General features: G+C 73.4%; 13 protein-coding genes. 6 read left to right on the plus strand and 7 right to left on the minus strand.

Annotation, left to right across the window (positions count from 1 at the left end):
* Positions 1-197 precede the first annotated feature (197 nt).
* Positions 198-3008: a preprotein translocase subunit SecA gene (gene secA, locus ACF053_RS05495; protein ID WP_391952660.1), complete on the plus strand. Its 2811-nt coding sequence runs from the start codon at positions 198-200 to the stop codon at positions 3006-3008.
* A 461-nt stretch (positions 3009-3469) separates the two neighbouring features.
* On the opposite strand, the gene ACF053_RS05500 is transcribed toward secA, so the two are convergent.
* Positions 3470-3862, minus strand: a complete 393-nt coding sequence (locus tag ACF053_RS05500) for an Rv3235 family protein (protein ID WP_391952661.1) — start codon at positions 3860-3862, stop codon at positions 3470-3472.
* A gap of 592 nt (positions 3863-4454) precedes the next feature.
* On the opposite strand from ACF053_RS05500, the gene ACF053_RS05505 reads away from it, so the two are divergent.
* The 3 genes from ACF053_RS05505 to ACF053_RS05515 all read left to right on the plus strand — a co-directional run bounded on the left by ACF053_RS05505 (position 4455) and on the right by ACF053_RS05515 (position 11566).
* Positions 4455-4961, plus strand: a complete 507-nt coding sequence (locus tag ACF053_RS05505; RefSeq protein WP_391952662.1) for a DUF6912 family protein — start codon at positions 4455-4457, stop codon at positions 4959-4961.
* Between the two features lie 277 nt (positions 4962-5238).
* Complete coding sequence (locus ACF053_RS05510) at positions 5239-5901, plus strand: HAD family hydrolase (protein ID WP_391952663.1); 663 nt, start codon at positions 5239-5241, stop codon at positions 5899-5901.
* Between the two features lie 733 nt (positions 5902-6634).
* A complete protein-coding gene (locus tag ACF053_RS05515; protein WP_391952664.1) occupies positions 6635-11566 on the plus strand; it encodes an NAD-glutamate dehydrogenase in 4932 nt (1643 codons plus the stop codon).
* 168 nt (positions 11567-11734) lie between these two features.
* Here ACF053_RS05515 and ACF053_RS05520 read toward each other — a convergent pair whose 3' ends face one another.
* The 3 genes from ACF053_RS05520 to ACF053_RS05530 all read right to left on the minus strand — a co-directional run bounded on the left by ACF053_RS05520 (position 11735) and on the right by ACF053_RS05530 (position 14671).
* A complete protein-coding gene (locus ACF053_RS05520; RefSeq protein ID WP_391952665.1) occupies positions 11735-12967 on the minus strand; it encodes a glycosyltransferase 87 family protein in 1233 nt (410 codons plus the stop codon).
* A 68-nt stretch (positions 12968-13035) separates the two neighbouring features.
* Complete coding sequence (locus ACF053_RS05525; RefSeq protein ID WP_391952666.1) at positions 13036-13803, minus strand: ABC transporter ATP-binding protein; 768 nt, start codon at positions 13801-13803, stop codon at positions 13036-13038.
* On the minus strand, positions 13796-14671 hold the full coding sequence (locus ACF053_RS05530) for an ABC transporter permease (RefSeq protein ID WP_391953186.1): 876 nt from the start codon (positions 14669-14671) through the stop codon (positions 13796-13798). Before ACF053_RS05530 ends, ACF053_RS05525 begins: the two co-directional genes overlap by 8 nt.
* A gap of 274 nt (positions 14672-14945) precedes the next feature.
* On the opposite strand from ACF053_RS05530, the gene ACF053_RS05535 reads away from it, so the two are divergent.
* Positions 14946-15563, plus strand: a complete 618-nt coding sequence (locus ACF053_RS05535) for a TetR/AcrR family transcriptional regulator (protein WP_391952667.1) — start codon at positions 14946-14948, stop codon at positions 15561-15563.
* 114 nt (positions 15564-15677) lie between these two features.
* Complete coding sequence (gene rfbC, locus ACF053_RS05540) at positions 15678-16289, plus strand: dTDP-4-dehydrorhamnose 3,5-epimerase (RefSeq protein ID WP_391952668.1); 612 nt, start codon at positions 15678-15680, stop codon at positions 16287-16289.
* Here rfbC and rfbD read toward each other — a convergent pair.
* The 3 genes from rfbD to ACF053_RS05555 are packed head-to-tail and all read right to left on the minus strand — an operon-like array spanning position 16270 to position 19204.
* Complete coding sequence (gene rfbD / locus ACF053_RS05545) at positions 16270-17154, minus strand: dTDP-4-dehydrorhamnose reductase (RefSeq protein WP_391952669.1); 885 nt, start codon at positions 17152-17154, stop codon at positions 16270-16272. The genes rfbC and rfbD overlap by 20 nt on opposite strands.
* The gene (rfbB, locus tag ACF053_RS05550; protein WP_391952670.1) at positions 17151-18137 is read right to left on the minus strand and encodes a dTDP-glucose 4,6-dehydratase; all 987 of its coding nucleotides are present in this window, start codon (positions 18135-18137) and stop codon (positions 17151-17153) included. The genes rfbD and rfbB overlap by 4 nt, the downstream gene beginning before the upstream one ends.
* Positions 18134-19204, minus strand: coding sequence for a glucose-1-phosphate thymidylyltransferase (locus ACF053_RS05555; protein WP_391952671.1), 1071 nt, complete (start codon positions 19202-19204; stop codon positions 18134-18136). The genes rfbB and ACF053_RS05555 overlap by 4 nt, the downstream gene beginning before the upstream one ends.
* Positions 19205-19334: the final 130 nt, after the last annotated feature.

Raw genomic sequence — 19334 nt, forward strand, 5'->3', positions numbered from 1 at the left:
GCACCTTCGGCGCGTCCCGCGCGTTCTCCTTGAGGGCGGCGCCGGCCCCGGCAATCGTTCCTCGGAGGTGTGGACCTCCCGGCGTGGCGGGGTCCTCGCTTACGATGACCGTTGCGGTGGGGTCCACCTGCCGTGCCCGTGCCAGTGTCCATGACAAGACCCAGTGCCAGGCCCGACCGGCAAGGAGACCAGCCTCAGTGTCCGTCTTCAACAAGCTCATGCGTGCAGGCGAAGGCAAGATCCTGCGCAAACTGCACCGCATCGCGGACCAGGTCAACTCCATCGAAGAGGACTTCGTCAACCTCTCCGACGCCGAGTTGCGCGCCCTCACCGACGAGTACAAGCAGCGGTACCAGGACGGTGAGAGCCTCGACGACCTCCTCCCGGAGGCCTTCGCGACCGTCCGCGAGGCGGCCAAGCGCGTCCTCGGCCAGCGTCACTACGACGTGCAGATGATGGGTGGCGCCGCCCTGCACCTGGGGTACGTGGCCGAGATGAAGACCGGTGAGGGCAAGACCCTCGTCGGCACGCTCCCGGCGTACCTGAACGCGCTGTCCGGCAAGGGCGTGCACCTGATCACGGTCAACGACTACCTCGCGGAGCGCGACTCCGAGATGATGGGCCGGGTCCACCAGTTCCTGGGCCTGACGGTCGGCTGCATCCTGGCGAACATGTCGCCGGCGCAGCGCCGCGAGATGTACAACTGCGACATCACGTACGGCACGAACAACGAGTTCGGGTTCGACTACCTGCGCGACAACATGGCGTGGTCGAAGGACGAGCTGGTGCAGCGCGGCCACAACTACGCGTGTGTCGACGAGGTCGACTCCATCCTCGTCGACGAGGCCCGTACGCCGCTGATCATCTCCGGTCCGGCCGACCAGGCGACCAAGTGGTACGGCGACTTCGCGAAGCTCGTGCAGCGCCTGAAGCGCGGCGAGCCGGGCAACCCGCTGAAGGGCATCGAGGAGACCGGCGACTACGAGGTCGACGAGAAGAAGCGGACCGTCGGCATCCACGAGTCGGGTGTCGCCAAGGTCGAGGACTGGCTGGGCATCGACAACCTCTACGAGTCGGTGAACACCCCGCTCGTCGGGTACCTGAACAACGCCATCAAGGCCAAGGAACTGTTCAAGAAGGACAAGGACTACGTCGTCATCGACGGCGAGGTCATGATCGTCGACGAGCACACGGGCCGTATCCTCGCCGGCCGCCGGTACAACGAGGGCATGCACCAGGCGATCGAGGCGAAGGAAGGCGTCCCGATCAAGGACGAGAACCAGACGCTCGCCACGATCACGCTGCAGAACTTCTTCCGCCTCTACGACAAGCTGTCCGGCATGACCGGTACGGCGATGACCGAGGCCGCCGAGTTCCACCAGATCTACAAGCTGGGCGTCGTGCCGATCCCGACGAACCGGCCGATGGTCCGCATGGACCAGTCCGACCTGATCTACCGCACCGAGGTCGCCAAGTTCGCGGCGGTCGTCGACGACATCGCGGAGAAGCACAAGAAGGGCCAGCCGATCCTCGTCGGTACGACGTCGGTCGAGAAGTCCGAGTACCTGTCGCAGCAGCTGTCGAAGCGGGGCGTCCCGCACGAGGTGCTGAACGCGAAGAACCACGAGCGTGAGGCGTCGATCGTCGCCCAGGCGGGCCGCAAGGGCGCCGTCACGGTCGCGACGAACATGGCCGGCCGCGGTACGGACATCAAGCTCGGCGGCAACCCCGACGACCTCGCCGAGGCGGAGCTGCGCCAGCGCGGCCTGGACCCGGTGGAGCACGCCGAGGAGTGGGTCGCGGCCCTGCCCGCCGCCCTGGAGAAGGCGGAGCTGGCCGTGAAGGCCGAGTCCGAGGAGGTCAAGGAGCTCGGCGGCCTCTACGTGCTGGGCACGGAGCGGCACGAGTCGCGCCGCATCGACAACCAGCTGCGCGGCCGCTCCGGCCGTCAGGGCGACCCGGGCGAGTCCCGCTTCTACCTGTCGCTGGGCGACGACCTGATGCGGCTGTTCAAGGCGCAGATGGTCGAGCGCGTCATGGCGATGGCGAACGTGCCGGACGACGTGCCGATCGAGAACAAGATGGTCACCCGCGCCATCGCGTCCGCCCAGTCGCAGGTCGAGCAGCAGAACTTCGAGACCCGCAAGAACGTCCTCAAGTACGACGAGGTCCTCAACCGGCAGCGCGAGGTCATCTACGGCGAGCGCCGCCGCGTCCTGGAGGGCGAGGACCTGCACGAGCAGATCCGCCACTTCATGGACGACACCATCGACGCCTACATCCAGGCGGAGACGGTGGAGGGCTTCGCCGAGGAGTGGGACCTGGAGCGGCTGTGGGGCGCGTTCAAGCAGCTCTACCCGTGCAAGGTCACCATCGAGGAGCTGGAGGAGGCCGCGGGCGACCGCGCCGGCATCACGGCGGAGTTCATCGCGGAGTCCGTCAAGGACGACATCCACGAGCAGTACGAGGCGCGCGAGAAGCAGCTCGGCTCCGAGATCATGCGTGAGCTGGAGCGGCGGGTCGTCCTGTCGGTCCTGGACCGCAAGTGGCGCGAGCACCTCTACGAGATGGACTACCTCCAGGAGGGCATCGGCCTGCGCGCCATGGCGCAGAAGGACCCGCTGGTCGAGTACCAGCGCGAGGGCTTCGACATGTTCACCGCCATGATGGACGGCATCAAGGAGGAGTCCGTCGGCTACCTGTTCAACCTGGAGGTCCAGGTCGAGCAGCAGGTCGAGGAGGTCCCGGTGGAGGCGGCCGCGCAGCGCCCGTCGCTGGAGAAGGAGGAGGCCGTCCCCGCGGGCGCCGGCCGCCCCGAGATCCGCGCCAAGGGCCTCGACGCCCCGCAGCGTCCGAACCGGCTGCACTTCTCCGCGCCGACCGTCGACGGTGAGGGCGGTGTCGTCGAGGGCGACTTCGACAACGGCGGTGCCCCCTCCGAGGCGGACGGCATGACGCGCGCCGAGCGCCGCAAGGCCCAGAAGGGCGGCCGCCGCCGCAAGAAGTGACCACCGGCCGTCCGGACGGCCGCGGTCCACGTCGTGAGGCGGGGCCGGTACGCGCACCCGAGCGCGTACCGGCCCCGCCTTCCGCGTGTACCGGGGCGGGCCGCCGCCCGCCGTGCCCGTGCCGCCGCCCGCCGCCCGCCGCGCCGCCGTGCCCGCGCCCGTGCCGCCGTGTCCGAGAGCGCCGCGCCCGTGTCCGTGCCGGGGCTGTCCGTGGCGAGGCTGTCCGTGGCGGGGGCTCACGTGCGGGGAGTCGGGGCCGGAGGCCGTGCCGTCGCCCGTCCCGGCCGGGCGCGGCCCGATCCGGGGCCTGCCGCGGCCTGTCCCCGGGGACTGCCGCAACCCGCTCCCCGCCCTGCCGTACGCCTGGCTCCGGAGCTGCCCGGGGGCGGTCCGGGAGCCAGGACGGCGTTGTGGGCCCGGGAGGGGCGCCATGCGGGCGGCACGGGGCCGGCCGGAGTGGGTCAGGCGGTCGGGCCCAGTTCGACGGCCGCGCAGCGCCAGCGGCGGTCCGCGCCCAGCTCCAGCCGGAACGCCATCGCCCGGACCCGGCCACCCGCCGTCACGCTGGCGTACGCCTCCACCACACCCGGCCGGAGCGGCGAACCCGCGCAGTGGCGCAGCACCGGGCGCGCGTGGCGGCCCGGTGAGGGGCCTGCGACACCGGTGGCGCGCAGGGGGTTCGCGGGAGCGAGGCGGATCAGCTGCTCGTACGCCTCGCCGATCGTCTGCCCCAGCATCCAGTGCACGGGCCGCTCCCCGGTGAGGACGGCCAGCAGGCGCTCCGCGAACAGCACGTGCGGCGGCAGCGCGCGAGGACGGGTGTCACCCGGCCGCGTCCCTTCCCCCGGGCGCACGCCCCCGCCGGGCCGGGAGCCCCCACCGGGCCGCACGCCCCCAGCGGACCGCACGCCCCCGCCGGGCCGGGTGCCCCCGCCCGGGCGGCGGGCGTCGCCGGGGCGGCGGGCGTCCCGGCGACCACCCGGCCTGCCCGCCGCGCGGGACGGGCGCGCCCCCGCGCCGGCCTCCCGCGCCCGGGGAACCCGGGGCTCCTCGGCCGCCGGGCCCCCGGACCCGCGCGCCTCCGCCGGGTCGCTGTCGTCGGGGCGGGGGCGTACGGGAACGGGCACGGCAGCGTGTGCGGACACGGGGGTGCTGGTCATCGGCGTGGTCCTTCCGTCGACCGGACTACCCGGAGGTAGTACCGGGAGGTAACTTCGCGGTGGGCCACTTCTACGGGGGCCGCAGACCGCGTCGCAACGCGTCTCGGCACCCGTCCCGACCTCGTGCGACGATCACCTATCCGGGTGATGCGGGCCCCGGCACGACGGGCCCGACGCGTGTCGCGCGGGGCGCGGAGTGGACCGCGGGGGAGGGGGACACCGGCCCCCGAAGGGGTACCGGCGCACGTATCCTGAGGGCGTCTTCCGACTACGAAAGCGGCCTGTCATGCGCGTGTACGTTCCCCTGACCCTCCCCGGTCTCGCACAGGCGCACCGTACGGGCACCCTCGGCAGCGGTCCCCTGACCGCCTACGCCGTCACCCCCGGGCTGCGCGAGTGGTACGTCTCCGACGACATCGAGGAGCTCGAGTACGCGGCCCTCAGCCGCGCCGCCGCCGCCTCGCTGCGTCTGCTGGCCGCCGACCCGGCCGCCGCGCGCCGCCGCGTCGTCGTCGCCGTGGACGTCCCCGACGGCGCGGCCACCGCCGACCCCGACGGCGGCCTCGACCCGGACTCGGTGGGCGAGGTGCGCGTCGCCGGCCCCGTGCCGCTCTCCAAGGCCGCCGCGGTGCACGCCGACTCCGACGAGGCCGAACCGGACGTCACCGCCGCCGCGGCCGCGCTCGGCGCGGCCGACATGGGCGACGACGACGCGCAGTTCACCGTGGACGGCGCGGAGGACCACGAGCTGCTCTGGTACGGCCTGCAGGAAGTCCCGCACCTCATCGGCTGACGGCGGTCGGGAGCGCGCGCCGCATGATCCGCCCTGGCCGGGGGCATCACCCGTGTCCGGGACCGTGCCGTCGGGCGCGGCCCCGCCGCCGGGGGCGCAGGCGTTGCGCACAGCACGACAGCACGACAGCACGACAGCACGACAGCACGACAGCACGGCAGGGCACAGGCACGGTCCGACGCAGGCACGGCACGGTACGAGACAGGACACAGCAGGGCCCGGCGCGGCACGACACACGGACAGGGCCCGGCACGCGGGCAGCGGCACGGGGGAGAGCATGGACAGGCGCAGGACGCATCTCGTCTGGGACTGGAACGGGACGCTGCTCGACGACATCTCCGCCGTCATCGAGGCGACGAACGCCGCGTTCGAGGAGCTCGGCATCGCGCCGATCACGCTGGAGCGCTACCGCGAGCTGTACTGCGTCCCCATCCCCGTCTTCTACCAGCGGCTGCTCGGACGGCTGCCGGACGAGGCCGAGTGGGAAATCATGGACGGGACGTTCCACCGGCACTACTGGGCCCGCGCCGAGGGCTGCGGGCTGACCGACGGCGCCGCGGAGCTGCTCGCCGCCGCGAGCGGACTGGGCCGGACGCAGTCGCTGCTGTCGCTGGCGCCGCACGAACGGCTGCTCCCCCTGGTGCGGCGGCACGGCATCGAGGAGTGGTTCGTCCGCGTCGACGGCCGGACGGACCGGTCGACGGCGGGCAAGGCCGAGCACATGGTGCGCCACCTGCGGGCCCTCGACGGTGTCCCGCCGGAGCGGATCGTGGTCATCGGGGACGCCGCGGACGACGCGCTCGCCGCGGCGCACGTCGGGGCGCGGGCCGTCCTGTACACGGGCGGCTCCCACAGCAGGGCCAGCCTCCAGTCGGTGGGCGTCCCGGTCGTGGACACCCTCGCGGAGGCCGTCGCCGTCGCGGAGGACCTGATCGCCTGACCCGCCCGACCCGCCCGACCCGCCTGACCCGCCTGACCCGCCGGCCGCCCAGTCCGGCGAGGCCGTGGCGGGCCCGCGAGGTCCCGCCCCCGAGCCACCCTCGCCGCGGACCGCCGGAAGAGCCCGCGTCCTGCTCGCCACCCGGTACCGCCGACCCCGGCCACCCCCGCCACCCCGGCCACCCCGGCCACCCCCGCCGCCCCGGCGCGACCGGCCCCGCCACCCCGGCGCGGCCGGGGTCCTCCCGCCCCCGGCGTCGCGCCCCGGTGCGCCCCGCCCGTCCTCCGCCGCCCCGCCGGCGGGCCCCCGCGGGCCCCCTGTCCCCTGCCGCCCCACCCCCGCCACCCCCGCCCGTCCCCGCGTGAGCGTGGTCCCGGGCGTTCTGTCGCTGTCCGAAGTGTCAAATTCGGCCACCGTCTTTTGTACTCCACCGGCCCATGACGACCGGGGGGTGAGGAGCGATAGCCTGGACCCGTGATCAGCGCTATACGCCGTGGGGGCAGCGGAGCCCCCGGCCGGCGCCCGGTGTGCCACCGTGCCCGGGCGGACGCTGGTCCTTCCTGCCCGGTTCCCCCGCCGCACGCGGCGTCCTCGCCGAGAGTGGCCGAGATGGGACCGGGATTTTCACGTAGAGGCATGACGACCCCTCCGAGCGGATACCCCGCGTGGGGGCGCAGTCCCGCCACACCTTTCCCCCTACGTCACGCAATGGCGCGCGACAGGAGCCGAGGACATGCAGACCAAGCTGGACGAAGCCAAGGCCGAGCTGCTCGAACGGGCCGCCCGGGTAGCTGAGAACGAGCCCGGCGACCGGCCCGACCCGGAGACCGTGCTCGAGTACCTCCAGCGCTACTACCTGCACACGGCTCCCGAGGACCTCACCGACCGTGACCCGGTCGACGTGTTCGGCGCGGCCCTCTCCCACTACCGGCTGGCCGAGAACCGCCCCCAGGGGAAGGCGCGGGTGCGCGTCCACACGCCCACCGTCGAGGAGAACGGCTGGACGTGCAGCCACTCCGTCGTCGAGGTGGTCACGGACGACATGCCGTTCCTCGTCGACTCCGTCACCAACGAGCTGTCCCGGCAGAACCGCGGCATCCACCTCGTGGTGCACCCGCAGGTCGTCGTCCGCCGCGACGTGACCGGAAAGCTCATCGAGGTCCTGCCCTCCGCCCCCGGTCCCGCGGGCCGGGAGCGCCCGCACGACGCGCTCGTCGAGTCCTGGATCCACGTGGAGATCGACCGCGAGACCGACCGCGCCGACCTCCAGCAGATCACCACCGACCTGCTGCGCGTCCTGTCCGACGTCCGCGAGGCCGTCGAGGACTGGGAGAAGATGCGGGACGCGGCGCTGCGCCTCGCCGACGACCTCACCGACGAGCCCGTCGCCGAGGACCTGCACCCCAGCGAGCCGGAGGAGGCGCGCGAGCTGCTGCGGTGGCTCGCCGACGACCACTTCACCTTCCTCGGCTACCGCGAGTACACCCTCGTCGACGGCGACGCCCTCGCCGCCGTCCCCGGCACCGGCCTCGGCATCCTGCGCTCCGACCCGCACCACGCCGGTGACGACGACGCCCACGGCCACCCCGTCTCGCCGTCGTTCAACCGGCTGCCCGCCGACGCCCGCGCCAAGGCGCGCGAGCACCGGCTGCTCATCCTGACGAAGGCCAACAGCCGCGCCACCGTCCACCGGCCGTCGTACCTGGACTACATCGGCGTCAAGAAGTTCGACGCCGCCGGCAACGTCGTCGGCGAGCGGCGCTTCCTCGGACTGTTCTCCTCCGCCGCCTACACCGAGTCCGTGCGGCGCGTCCCCGTCATCCGCCGCAAGGTGGCCGAGCTGCTGGAGGCCGCCGGGTTCTCGCCCGCCAGCCACGACGGGCGCGACCTGCTGCAGATCCTGGAGACCTACCCGCGCGACGAGCTGTTCCAGACGCCCGTCGACCAGCTGCTGGCCATCGTCACCAGCGTCCTGTACCTCCAGGAGCGCCGCCGGCTGCGCCTGTACCTGCGCCAGGACGAGTACGGCCGCTACTACTCCGCCCTCGTCTACCTGCCGCGCGACCGGTTCAACACCACGGTCCGCGAGCGGCTCACGGACATCCTGAAGGAGGAGCTCGGCGGCACCAGCGTCGACTTCACCGCCTGGAACACCGAGTCGGTCCTCTCCCGCCTCCACTTCGTCGTGCGCGTCCCGCAGGGCTCCACCCTCACGCCGCTCACCGACGCCGACGCCGACCGCATCGAGACGCGGCTCGCCGAGGCCGCCCGCTCCTGGGCCGACGGCTTCGCCGAGGCCCTCGACGCCGAGTCCGGCGAGGAGCGGGCCTCCGACCTGCTGCGCCGGTACGGCAGCGCCTTCACCGAGGGGTACAAGGCCGACCACTCGCCGCGGGCGGCCGTCGCCGACGTCCTGCAGCTGGAGCAGCTCGGCCACGGCGGCGAGGACTTCGCGCTCTCCCTGTACGAGCCGGTCGGCGCCGCCCCCGGCGAACGCCGGTTCAAGATCTACAAGTCGGGCGCGCAGGTGTCGCTCTCGGCGGTGCTGCCGGTCCTCAACCGGCTCGGCGTCGAGGTCGTCGACGAGCGGCCGTACGAGCTGCGCTGCGCCGACCGCAACCACGCCTGGATCTACGACTTCGGCCTGCGCATGCCCACCACGGGCAACGGCGCGGACTTCCGCGACGACGCCCGCGAGCGGTTCCAGGAGGCGTTCGCCGCGACCTGGACCGGGCAGGCGGAGAACGACGGCTTCAACGCCCTCGTCCTCACCGCCGGGCTGACCTGGCGGCAGGCGATGGTGCTGCGCGCCTACGCCAAGTACCTGCGGCAGGCCGGCCTGACGTTCAGCCAGGACTACATGGAGGACACCCTCCGCGACAACGTCCACACCACGCGGCTGCTCGTCTCGCTGTTCGAGGCGCGGATGGCGCCGGAGCGGCAGCGGGCCGGGACCGAGCTGATCGACGGGCTCCTGGAGGAGCTCGACGGCGCGCTCGACCAGGTCGCGTCGCTCGACGACGACCGGATCCTGCGGTCGTTCCTCACCGTCATCAAGGCGACGCTGCGCACGAACTTCTTCCAGAAGGACGCCGACGGCCGGCCGCACCCCTACGTGTCGATGAAGTTCGACCCGCAGGCGATGCCCGACCTGCCCGCCCCGCGCCCGGCCTTCGAGATCTGGGTGTACTCGCCCCGCGTCGAGGGCGTACACCTGCGCTTCGGCAAGGTCGCGCGCGGCGGTCTGCGCTGGTCCGACCGGCGCGAGGACTTCCGTACGGAGATCCTCGGCCTGGTCAAGGCGCAGATGGTGAAGAACACCGTCATCGTCCCCGTCGGCGCGAAGGGCGGCTTCGTCGCCAAGCAGCTGCCCGACCCGTCCGTCGACCGCGACGCGTGGCTCGCCGAGGGGATCGCCGCCTACCGGACGTTCATCTCCGCGCTCCTCGACATCACGGACAACCTGGTCGCGGGCGAGGTCGTGCCGCCCGCCGACGTCGTCCGCCACGACGAGGACGACACCTACCTCGTCGTCGCCGCCGACAAGGGCACCGCGACGTTCTCCGACATCGCCAACGAGGTCGCCGTCGCCTACGGCTTCTGGCTCGGCGACGCCTTCGCCTCCGGCGGCTCCGCGGGCTACGACCACAAGGGCATGGGCATCACCGCCCGCGGCGCGTGGGAGTCGGTCGAGCGGCACTTCCGGGAGCTCGGCCACGACACCCAGACGCAGGACTTCACGGTCGTCGGCGTCGGCGACATGTCCGGTGACGTCTTCGGCAACGGCATGCTGCTCTCCGAGCACATCCGGCTCGTCGCCGCCTTCGACCACCGGCACATCTTCGTCGACCCGAACCCCGACGCGGCCGTCTCCTACGCCGAGCGGCGCCGCCTGTTCGAGCTGCCCCGCAGCTCCTGGGCCGACTACGACGCCGGGCTGCTCTCCCCGGGCGGCGGCGTCCACTCCCGGCAGGCCAAGTCCATCCCGGTCAACGCCCACATGCGGGCCGCCCTCGGCATCGAGGACGGCGTCACCAAGCTGACCCCCGCCGAACTGATGAAGGCCATCCTCAAGGCCCCGGTGGACCTGCTGTGGAACGGCGGCATCGGCACGTACGTCAAGGCGACCACCGAGACGCACGCCGACGTCGGCGACAAGGCCAACGACCCGATCCGCGTCGACGGCGAGGAGCTGCGCGTCAAGGTCGTCGGCGAGGGCGGCAACCTCGGCCTCACCCAGCTCGGCCGGATCGAGTTCGCCCGCAGGGGCGGCCCGACCGGCGACGGCGGCAAGATCAACACCGACGCCATCGACAACAGCGCCGGCGTGGACACCTCCGACCACGAGGTGAACATCAAGATCCTGCTCAACGGGCTGGTCGCCGACGGCGACATGACCGTCAAGCAGCGCAACAAGATCCTCGCCGAGATGACCGACGAGGTCGGCTCCCTCGTCCTGCGCAACAACTACGCGCAGAACGTCGCCCTGGCCCTCGCCGTCGGCCAGTCGAGCTCCCTGCTCCACGCCCACCAGCGGTTCCTGCGCCGGCTGGAGAGCGTCGGGCGGCTGGACCGGGGCCTGGAGTTCCTCCCCACCGACCGGCAGATCCGCGAGCTGCAGAACAGCGGCAGGGGCCTGAGCCAGCCCGAACTGGCGGTCCTGCTCGCCTACACCAAGATCACGGTGGCGGAGGAGCTGATCGCGACCGACCTGCCCGACGACCCGTACCTGCGCAGCCTGCTCCACGCGTACTTCCCCTCGAAGCTGCGCGAGGAGTTCCCCGAGCAGATCGACGCGCACGCCCTGCGCCGCGAGATCATCACCACGGTGATGGTCAACGACACGGTGAACACCGGCGGCTCGACCTACCTGCACCGGCTCCGCGAGGAGACGGGCGCGTCGATCGAGGAGATCATCCGCGCGCACACCTGCGCCCGGACCATCTTCGGACTCGGCGCCGTCTGGGACGCCGTCGAGGCCCTCGACAACCAGGCCCCGGCCGACGTGCAGAGCCGGATCCGGCTGCACTCCCGGCGCCTCGTCGAGCGCGGCACGCGCTGGCTGCTCAACAACCGGCCGCAGCCGCTCCAGCTCGCCGAGACGATCGACTTCTTCGGCGCCCGCGTGGAGCAGGTGTGGGGCGAGCTGCCGAAGATGCTGCGCGGCGCGGACCTGGAGTGGTACGAGGGGCTGGTCGCCGAGCTGACCGGGGCGGGCGTCCCCGTGGAGCTGGCCGCCCGGGTCGCCGGGTTCTCCTCCGCCTTCCCGACGCTCGACATCGTCGCCATCGCGGACCGCACCGGCAAGGAGCCGCTGGCCGTCGCCGAGGTGTACTACGACCTCGCCGACCGGCTGCGGATCACGCAGCTGATGGACCGCATCATCGAGCTGCCCCGCGCGGACCGCTGGCAGTCCATGGCCCGCGCCGCCATCCGCGAGGACCTGTACGCGGCGCACGCGGCGCTCACCGCCGACGTGCTCTCCGCCGGGAACGGCACGTCGACGCCCGAGGAGCGGTTCGCCGCCTGGGAGCGGAAGAACGCCTCGCTCCTCGGCCGCGCCCGCACCACGCTGGAGGAGATCCAGAACTCGGACGCGTTCGACCTGGCGAACCTCTCGGTGGCCATGCGCACCATGCGGACCCTGCTGCGCGCGCACAGCTGACGGCCGGCACCACGGACGGGGCGCCCACCGCGACACCGCGGTGGGCGCCCCGCCCTCGTCCGCGGCCGGCCACGGCACCGCCCGCCGCGGGGGAAACGCCGGCCACGGCACGCGCGGCCCCGCCGCGGGAACGCCGGCCACGGCACCCGCCGTGTGGGGGACGCCCGGCTACGGCACGCGCAGCACGTCCGGCGCCGACTCCTCCCACAGCAGCCGGCACGACAGCAGCGCCGCCGCCACCAGCAGCCCGTTGCGCAGCAGCAGCACCGCGCAGCCCACCGGGGTGACCAGCAGGACGTCGACGTACAGCAGCGGGTAGGCGAGCGCGGTGAGCGCGGCGGCCGGCAGCAGGAGCACGGCGACCGGGCGCTGGGTGGTGGTGCGGAACGTCAGGCACACCGCCGCCAGGGCGAGCAGCCACACCAGGTACTGGGGACTGATCACCCGGCTGGTGACGGTGAGGAGCAGCACCGCCATGAGCGCCGCGTCCGCCGGGGTCGACGCCGACCAGTGCAGCGACCGCACCCGCCACAGCACCAGCCACACCAGGACGGCGCCGGTGAGCACCAGCGACGCGCCCGCCACCGCCGCGACGTGCGGGCCGGTGAACTCGAACGCCCCGTACCGGTAGACGACGCGGCCCGGCCAGCCGGCGAGGTGCGCCACCGACAGCAGGGTGCCGCCGACCGACTCGACCTGCACGCCCCGGTCGCCCTGGTGGCGCAGGAAGTCCAGGGTGTGCGGGAACATCACGGAGAGCAGCGCCGCGCCGCCCGCGCCGGTGGCGAGTGCCGCCGTCCAGGAGCGGCGGGTCGCCGCCCCGGGGGGCGTGCCGGTGAGGGCGAACAGCGGCCAGCCCTTCACCAGGGCGCCCAGCCCCGCCAGGACGCCCGCGAGCCGGGTCCGGCCGGCGGGCGCGGCGAGGAGGGCGCCCACCGCCAGCGCGGTGACCAGCAGGTCGTAGCGGGCGAGCGGGACGTGCAGCAGCAGCGGCAGGGCGCACGTCCAGTACCAGGAGCCGGCGCCGCCGGCCCAGTACAGGAGCAGCAGGACGGCCGCGTCCGCGAGCAGGGCGAGCGCCACGAACGCCTGGAAGTACGACAGGCCGGGCACCGCGCCGGGCGCCAGGAGCGCGAGGGCGGCGCCGGGCGGGTACTGCCACGTGGCCTCGTCCGACGGGAGCACGCCGTGGGCGAGCCGCCCGTACCAGTGCTCGTACAGGACGTGGACCTCGCGGCCGACGCCGCCGATGCCGAGGGTGTCGTGCGCCAGCAGCCACAGCATCCCGGCACGGGTGAGGGCCCAGACGGCGACGAGGGGAACGGGACCCGGCCGGCGCTGCTCCCGGAAGCGGAGCTGGTGCCGGTGGGTACGCGGGGTGCTGAGCCGGTACGTGGTCATCCCCGCGAACATAAGTCAGCTTCGCGTACTTCGTCCCGTATTGCGGGCAAGGGGGTGACGGGCGGGCGTCAGCGGGCGTGCCGTTCGTAGGCGGCGACGACCTCGTCGGAGGGGCCGTCCATGAGGATCCGCCCCGACTCCAGCCAGATCGCCCGGTCGCAGGTCTCGCGGATGGTGGAGTTGCTGTGGCTGACCAGGAAGACGGTGCCGGCCTCGGCGCGCAGCTCGTTGATGCGCTGCTGGCTGCGCTGCCGGAACGCCGCGTCGCCGGTGGCCAGCGCCTCGTCGACGAGGAGCACGTCGTGCGACCGCGCGGCGGCGATGGAGAAGCGCAGCCGGGCGCCCATGCCGGAGGAGTACGTGCGCATGGGCAGCGAGACGAAGTCGCCCTTGTCGTTGATGCCGGAGAACTCGACGATCCGGGCGTAGCGCTCCTTGATCTCGGCTCGGGTCATGCCCATCGCGAGCCCGCCGAGGACGACGTTGCGCTCACCGGTGAGGTCACCCATGAGGGCGGCGTTCACGCCCAGGAGGCTGGGCTGGCCCTGGGTGTAGACGCTGCCCCGGCTGGGCGGCAGCAGGCCGGCGATGGCCTTGAGCAGGGTGGACTTCCCCGAGCCGTTGGTGCCGATCAGCCCGATGGCCTCGCCCTTGTACGCGGCGAAGCTGACGCCCTTGACGGCGTGCACGGTACGGGCGGCCGGGCGGGCCTTCCCCCGGGCGAGGACCCGGCCGAGCAGCGACCCGCGGTCGCCGCCGCGGGCGGGCGCCGCGCCCTGCACGGTGTAGGTCACGTGGACGTCGTCGACGACGACGGTCGGGACGCGCTCAGCCACGGCCGTAGGTCTCCTCTGCCTGCCAGAACCAGATGAACCCGCCCACGGAGGCGGCCAGTGCCCAGGCCGCGGCCGCGGCCCACACGTGGGGCGGCAGCTGGGCGGCCGTGAAGCTGTCGACGAGCGCGAAGCGCATCAGGTCGATGTAGAGCGCCGCCGGGTTGTACTGGAGCGCGAGGACCAGCGCGTGCGGCAGGTCCCGGCCCGCGAGGACGTGGTTCAGGCTGAACATCACGCCCGAGGCGTACATCCAGGTGCGCAGGACGAACGGCATGAGCTGCGCGACGTCCGGGGTGCGGGCCGCGACCCGGGCGAGGACGAGCGACAGGCCGGTGTTGAACAGGGCCTGCAGGGCGAGGGCGGGCACGGCGAGCAGCCAGGAGGCGCCCGGGGTGATGCCGAAGCCCAGCAGGATGACGACGAGCGCGGCGAGCGAGAACACCAGCTGCTGGAGCTGCTGCAGGGCGAGCGCCACGGGCAGGCTCGCGCGCGGGAAGTGCAGGGCCCGGACGAGGCCGAGGTTGCCGCTGATGGCGCGGGTGCCGGCCATCAGGGAGTTGGCGGTGAACGTCCAGATGAAGACGCCCGTCACCAGGAACGGCACGAAGTCCGGGACCTGCGCGCGGGTGTTCATCAGGACGCCGAAGATGAAGTAGTACACCGTTGCGTTGAGCAGGGGCGTCATCACCTGCCACAGCTGGCCCAGCTTCGCCTGGCTGTACTGGGCGGTGAGGCGGGCCGTCGCGAAGGCGGTGACGAAGTGGCGCCGCGCCCACAGCTGCCGCACGTACCGGGGGAGGGAGGGGCGGGCGCCGCTCACGGTCAGGCCGTGGCGCAGGGCGAGGGCGCGCAGCTCCTCCTCGGGCAGCTGCCAGGTCGGCGGGGCGCCCGGGCCGGCGAGGGCGTCCGGGGCGGTGGACGGGCCCGGGGCCGCCGCGGTTCGCGGGGTCCCGGAGCCGCCCGGGGCGGGCCCGGTGGGCGGCGGGGCCGCGGCGGGTGGCGCGATCGTGCTCACAGGACTCACCGGGCGCTCGCCTTTCGTCGGGACGGATCCGTATCGTCGCTACGGGGAGACTAGGACGCCCGTACGCCGGAACGCAACCGTTCCGTCGTGACGCGGGCGCCGCGCTATGATCCCCGGCATGACGCCACCGCCCCCCGGAACCCCCCGCCGCGCCCCCGCGGGAGCCGCCGTGCTCCGGGAGGACGTGACCGAAGCGATCCGCGCGGCGGTCTTCGAGGAGCTCGCCGCCGTCGGCTTCGCCCGCATGTCCATCGAGGGCATCGCCCGCCGGGCCGGCGTCGGCAAGACCGCCGTCTACCGGCGCTGGAAGTCCAAGCTGTCGCTCGTGCTCGACCTGCTGACCGCCTTCGCGGTCAAGGGCCTGCCCGCCCCCGCGACCGGCTCCCTCCACGGCGACGTCCGCGCGCTGCTGGAGGTCGCCTCGCACGCCCTGCGCCACCCGGTCGCCTCGCAGGTCATCCCCGACCTGCTGGTGGAGGCCGCCCGCCACCCGGAGATCGCCGAGACCGTCCGGGCGACGCTCCTGGACGGTCAGCGGGGCGTCGTCGCGCAGGTCGTCCGGGCGGCGGTCGACCGCGGCGAGCTGCCCGAGGGCGCCGACGCCGACCGGGCGCTCGACCTGATCGTCGGCCCGCTGTACTGGCGCCTCGTCGTGGTGCGCGACGGCGCCCCCACCACCGCGTACCTCGACGACCTCACCACCGCGGCCGTGGCCGGCCTCCGGGCTCTGGCCTGAGCACCGCCCGCCGGCGTCCGCGTGCCGGCGGTTCACCCGAACGGTGGCGCACGCGGTGACGTGACGCCGCTCGATCGGTTGGGTCTGCCGACACGAAAGGACGGTGGGCCACCAGTGCGAGAGCTCAGCATCGAAGGCGCGTGGGTGAGGGAACCGCAGGTGTTCGAGGACGACCGGGGAACCTTCCACGAGTGGTTCCGGGCACCCGACCTGGCCGAGGCCGCCGGGTACGGGCTCGGCCTCGCCCAGGCGAACTGCTCCGTGTCCAGCCGCGGCACCCTGCGGGGCGTCCACTACGCCGACGTGCCGCCCGGGCAGGCCAAGTACGTCACGTGCGTGCGCGGCGCCGTGCTCGACGTCGTCGTCGACCTGCGCACCGGCTCCCCCACCTACCGGGCCTGGGAGGCCGTCCGGCTCGACGACCGCGACCGGCGCGCGCTGTACCTGGCCGAGGGGCTCGGGCACGCCTTCATGGCCCTCACCGACGACGCCACCGTCGTCTACCTCTGCTCACGCGGCTACGCCCCCGCCCGCGAGCACGCCGTCCACCCCCTCGACCCGGCGCTCGGCATCGACTGGCCCGCCGGGCCCACACCCCTCCTCTCCCCCCGGGACGCCGCGGCCCCCACGCTCGCCGAGGCGGAGCGCGGGGGCCTGCTGCCGTCCTACGAGGACTGCCGGCGCTGGTACGAGACCCTGCGGGGCGTCACCTTCGCCCGGCACTGACCAGCGCGGGGAACGCCTCCGCCAGCGCCTCCCGCCACGCACGCGGCGGCTCCAACCCCGCCGCGTGCCAGCGGTCGTGCCCCAGCACGCTGTACGCGGGGCGCGCCGCCGGGCGGGGGAAGGCGGCGCTGGACGTCGCGCGGACCCGCTCCGGGTCGCTGCCGAGCAGCCGGTACGTCTCGCGGGCCAGCTCGCACCACGTGCCGTCGCCGCCGTTCGTGCCGTGGTAGACGCCCGCCGGCGCCCGCCCGGCCAGCGCGGCCCGGCCCAGCGCCCGCAGCCGGTCGGCCAGGTCGACGGTCCAGGTCGGCTGGCCGCGCTGGTCGTCGACGACCTCGACGGTCTCCCGCGCGGCCTCCGTCCGGATCATCGTGCGGACGAAGTTGCCGCCGCCCGCCCCGTACAGCCACGCCGTGCGCACCACGTACCCGCGCTCCGGCAGCAGCTCCAGGACGGCCCGCTCGCCGACCAGCTTCGTCCGCCCGTACGCGGTGCGCGGGCCGGGCAGGGCGCCCTCGGCGTACGGGACGCAGGCGTCGCCGCCGAAGACGTAGTCGGTCGACACATGGAGCAGGACGCACCCCAGCTCGGCGCAGGACTCCGCGAGGTACCGCGCCGCCGTGCCGTTGACGAGCAGCGCCTCGCGCTCGCGCGTCTCGGCGTCGTCGACCGCCGTCCACGCCGCGCAGTTGACCACCACCGCCGGCCGGTGCGCGGTGAGCGCCGCCCGCACCGCGACCGGGTCCGTGACGTCCAGCGCGCGCCGGTCCAGGCCGACGGCGCGGGCGCCGAGCCGGGCGACGACGTCCCGGCCCAGCAGCCCGCCCGCGCCGGTGACCAGCCACCGCCTCCGTACCCGTCTCACCGGTCGGCCCGTCCGCACAGCGGCTCCCACCACGGGCGGTTGTCGCGGTACCAGGCGACCGTCGCGGCCAGCCCCGTCGCGAGGTCCGTCCGGGGCCGGTACCCCAGCTCGGCGCGGATCTTCGCGTCGTCCAGCGCGTACCGCCGGTCGTGCCCCTTGCGGTCGGCGACGTGGTCGACGCGGGACCAGTCGGCGCCGCAGGCGGCCAGCAGGAAGTCGAGGAGCTGGCGGTTGGTCAGCTCCGTGCCGCCGCCGACGTGGTAGACCTCGCCGGGCCGGCCGCCCCGCCGGACCAGCTCCACCCCGGCGACGTGGTCGCCCACGTACAGCCAGTCCCGCACGTGGGAGCCGTCCCCGTAGAGCGGCACCCGGCCGCCGGTGAGCAGGCGGGTGGTGAAGAGGGGGACGGCCTTCTCCGGGTGCTGGCGCGGGCCGTAGTTGTTGGAGCAGCGCGTCACCCGTACGTCCAGGCCGTGCGTGCGGTGGTAGGCCAGCGCCATCAGGTCCGCGGCCGCCTTCGACGCCGCGTAGGGCGAGTTCGGCTGCAGCGGCGCGTCCTCGGTCCAGGCGCCCGTGTCGACCGACCCGTACACCTCGTCGGTGGAGACCTGCACGAACGTGCGGACGCCGCCGTGCAGGGCCGCGTCGAGGAGCGTCTGCGTGCCGAGGACGTTGGTGCGGACGAAGGGGGCGGCGCCGGCGATGGACCGGTCGACGTGCGACTCGGCGGCGAAGTGGACGACCTCGTCGTGCTCGGAGAGCACCTTGCCGACGAGCTCGGCGTCGCAGACGTCGCCGTGCACGAACGCGAAGCGGCGGTCGCCGCGGACCGGGTCGAGGTGGGCCGGGTCGCCGGCGTAGGTCAGCGCGTCGAGGACGGTGACCTCGACGGGCGCCGCCGGGTCCGCCAGGAGGGTGCGCACGTAGTGGGAGCCGATGAAGCCGGCGCCGCCGGTGACCAGGATGCGCGTCACGGTGTTCATGCTGAGATCTGCACCTTGCTGTGATCGCCGAGCACCAGGCGGTGGGCGGCCGGGATGGGCGGGGCCGGGGTGATCTCGACGTTACGGCCGATCAGCGACGCCTCGACGCGCCCCACGCCGAGCAGCGACGAGCCGCTGAGCACGATGGAGTACTCGATCTCGCTGTCGGTCACCCGGCAGTTCTCCGCGATGGACGTGGACGGGCCGATGTAGGAGTTCTCCACCACCGTGCCCGCCCCGATGACGACCGGGCCGACGATCCGCGATCCGCGCACCGTGGCGCCGGGGCCGATCTGCACCCGGCCGATGATCTCGGTGGCCGCGTCGACCGAACCCTCGTTGAGCGGGGTCAGCAGCTCCAGCACCGACCGGTTCACCTCCAGCATGTCCGCCACGTTGCCGGTGTCCTTCCAGTAGCCGGAGACGATGGTCGACTTCACGGTGCGGCGCGCGTCGATGAGCCACTGGAGCGCGTCGGTGATCTCCAGCTCGCCGCGGGCCGACGGCTTGATGGCCCGCACCGCCTCGTGGACCGCGGGGGAGAACAGGTACACGCCCACCAGGGCGAGGTCGCTGCGCGGATTGACCGGCTTCTCCTCCAGGCGGGCCACCCGGCCGTCGACGTCCAGCTCCGCCACGCCGAACGCGCGGGGGTCGGCGACCTTGGTGAGCAGGATCTGCGCGTCGGGCCGGCGCGCCCGGAACTCCTCCACCAGGTCGGTGATGCCGCCGACGACGAAGTTGTCGCCGAGGTACATCACGAAGTCGTCCTCCCCGAGGAACTCGCGGGCGATGAGGACGGCGTGCGCGAGGCCGAGCGGGGCGTGCTGGGGGATGTACGTGACGTCGAGGCCGAACCGCGCGCCGTCGCCGACCGCCGCGCGGATCTCCCGTTCGGTGGTGTCGCCGACGATGAGACCGACCTCCCGGACCCCCGCCGCGGCGATCGACTCCAGGCCGTAGAAGAGGACCGGTTTGTTGGCCACCGGCACGAGCTGTTTCGCCGATGTGTGGGTGATCGGACGGAGCCGGGTACCGGCGCCGCCCGAGAGTACGAGTGCTTTCACTGGACTCAACCTGACCTGATCTGGAACGTGACCGGGACCGACGCGCCGGGCGCGCGGACAAGGGGCAGGTTGTGAACGACAGTCGAACGCCACGAATTACGTCGGATCATGGGCCATACGTGTGATTCGG

It is taken from the genome of Streptomyces kanasensis (assembly GCF_043077165.1).
Lineage (GTDB): Bacteria > Actinomycetota > Actinomycetes > Streptomycetales > Streptomycetaceae > Streptomyces > Streptomyces changanensis.

Excerpts from the sequence above, each read along its gene's own strand:
- rfbB (WP_391952670.1), bottom strand. The coding sequence starts at position 18,137 with ATGAACACCGTGACGCGCATCCTGGTCACCGGCGGCGCCGGCTTCATC.
- ACF053_RS05520 (WP_391952665.1), bottom strand. The coding sequence starts at position 12,967 with ATGACCACGTACCGGCTCAGCACCCCGCGTACCCACCGGCACCAGCTC.
- ACF053_RS05515 (WP_391952664.1), top strand. The coding sequence starts at position 6,635 with ATGCAGACCAAGCTGGACGAAGCCAAGGCCGAGCTGCTCGAACGGGCC.
- ACF053_RS05505 (WP_391952662.1), top strand. The coding sequence starts at position 4,455 with ATGCGCGTGTACGTTCCCCTGACCCTCCCCGGTCTCGCACAGGCGCAC.
- ACF053_RS05510 (WP_391952663.1), top strand. The coding sequence starts at position 5,239 with ATGGACAGGCGCAGGACGCATCTCGTCTGGGACTGGAACGGGACGCTG.
- ACF053_RS05535 (WP_391952667.1), top strand. The coding sequence starts at position 14,946 with ATGACGCCACCGCCCCCCGGAACCCCCCGCCGCGCCCCCGCGGGAGCC.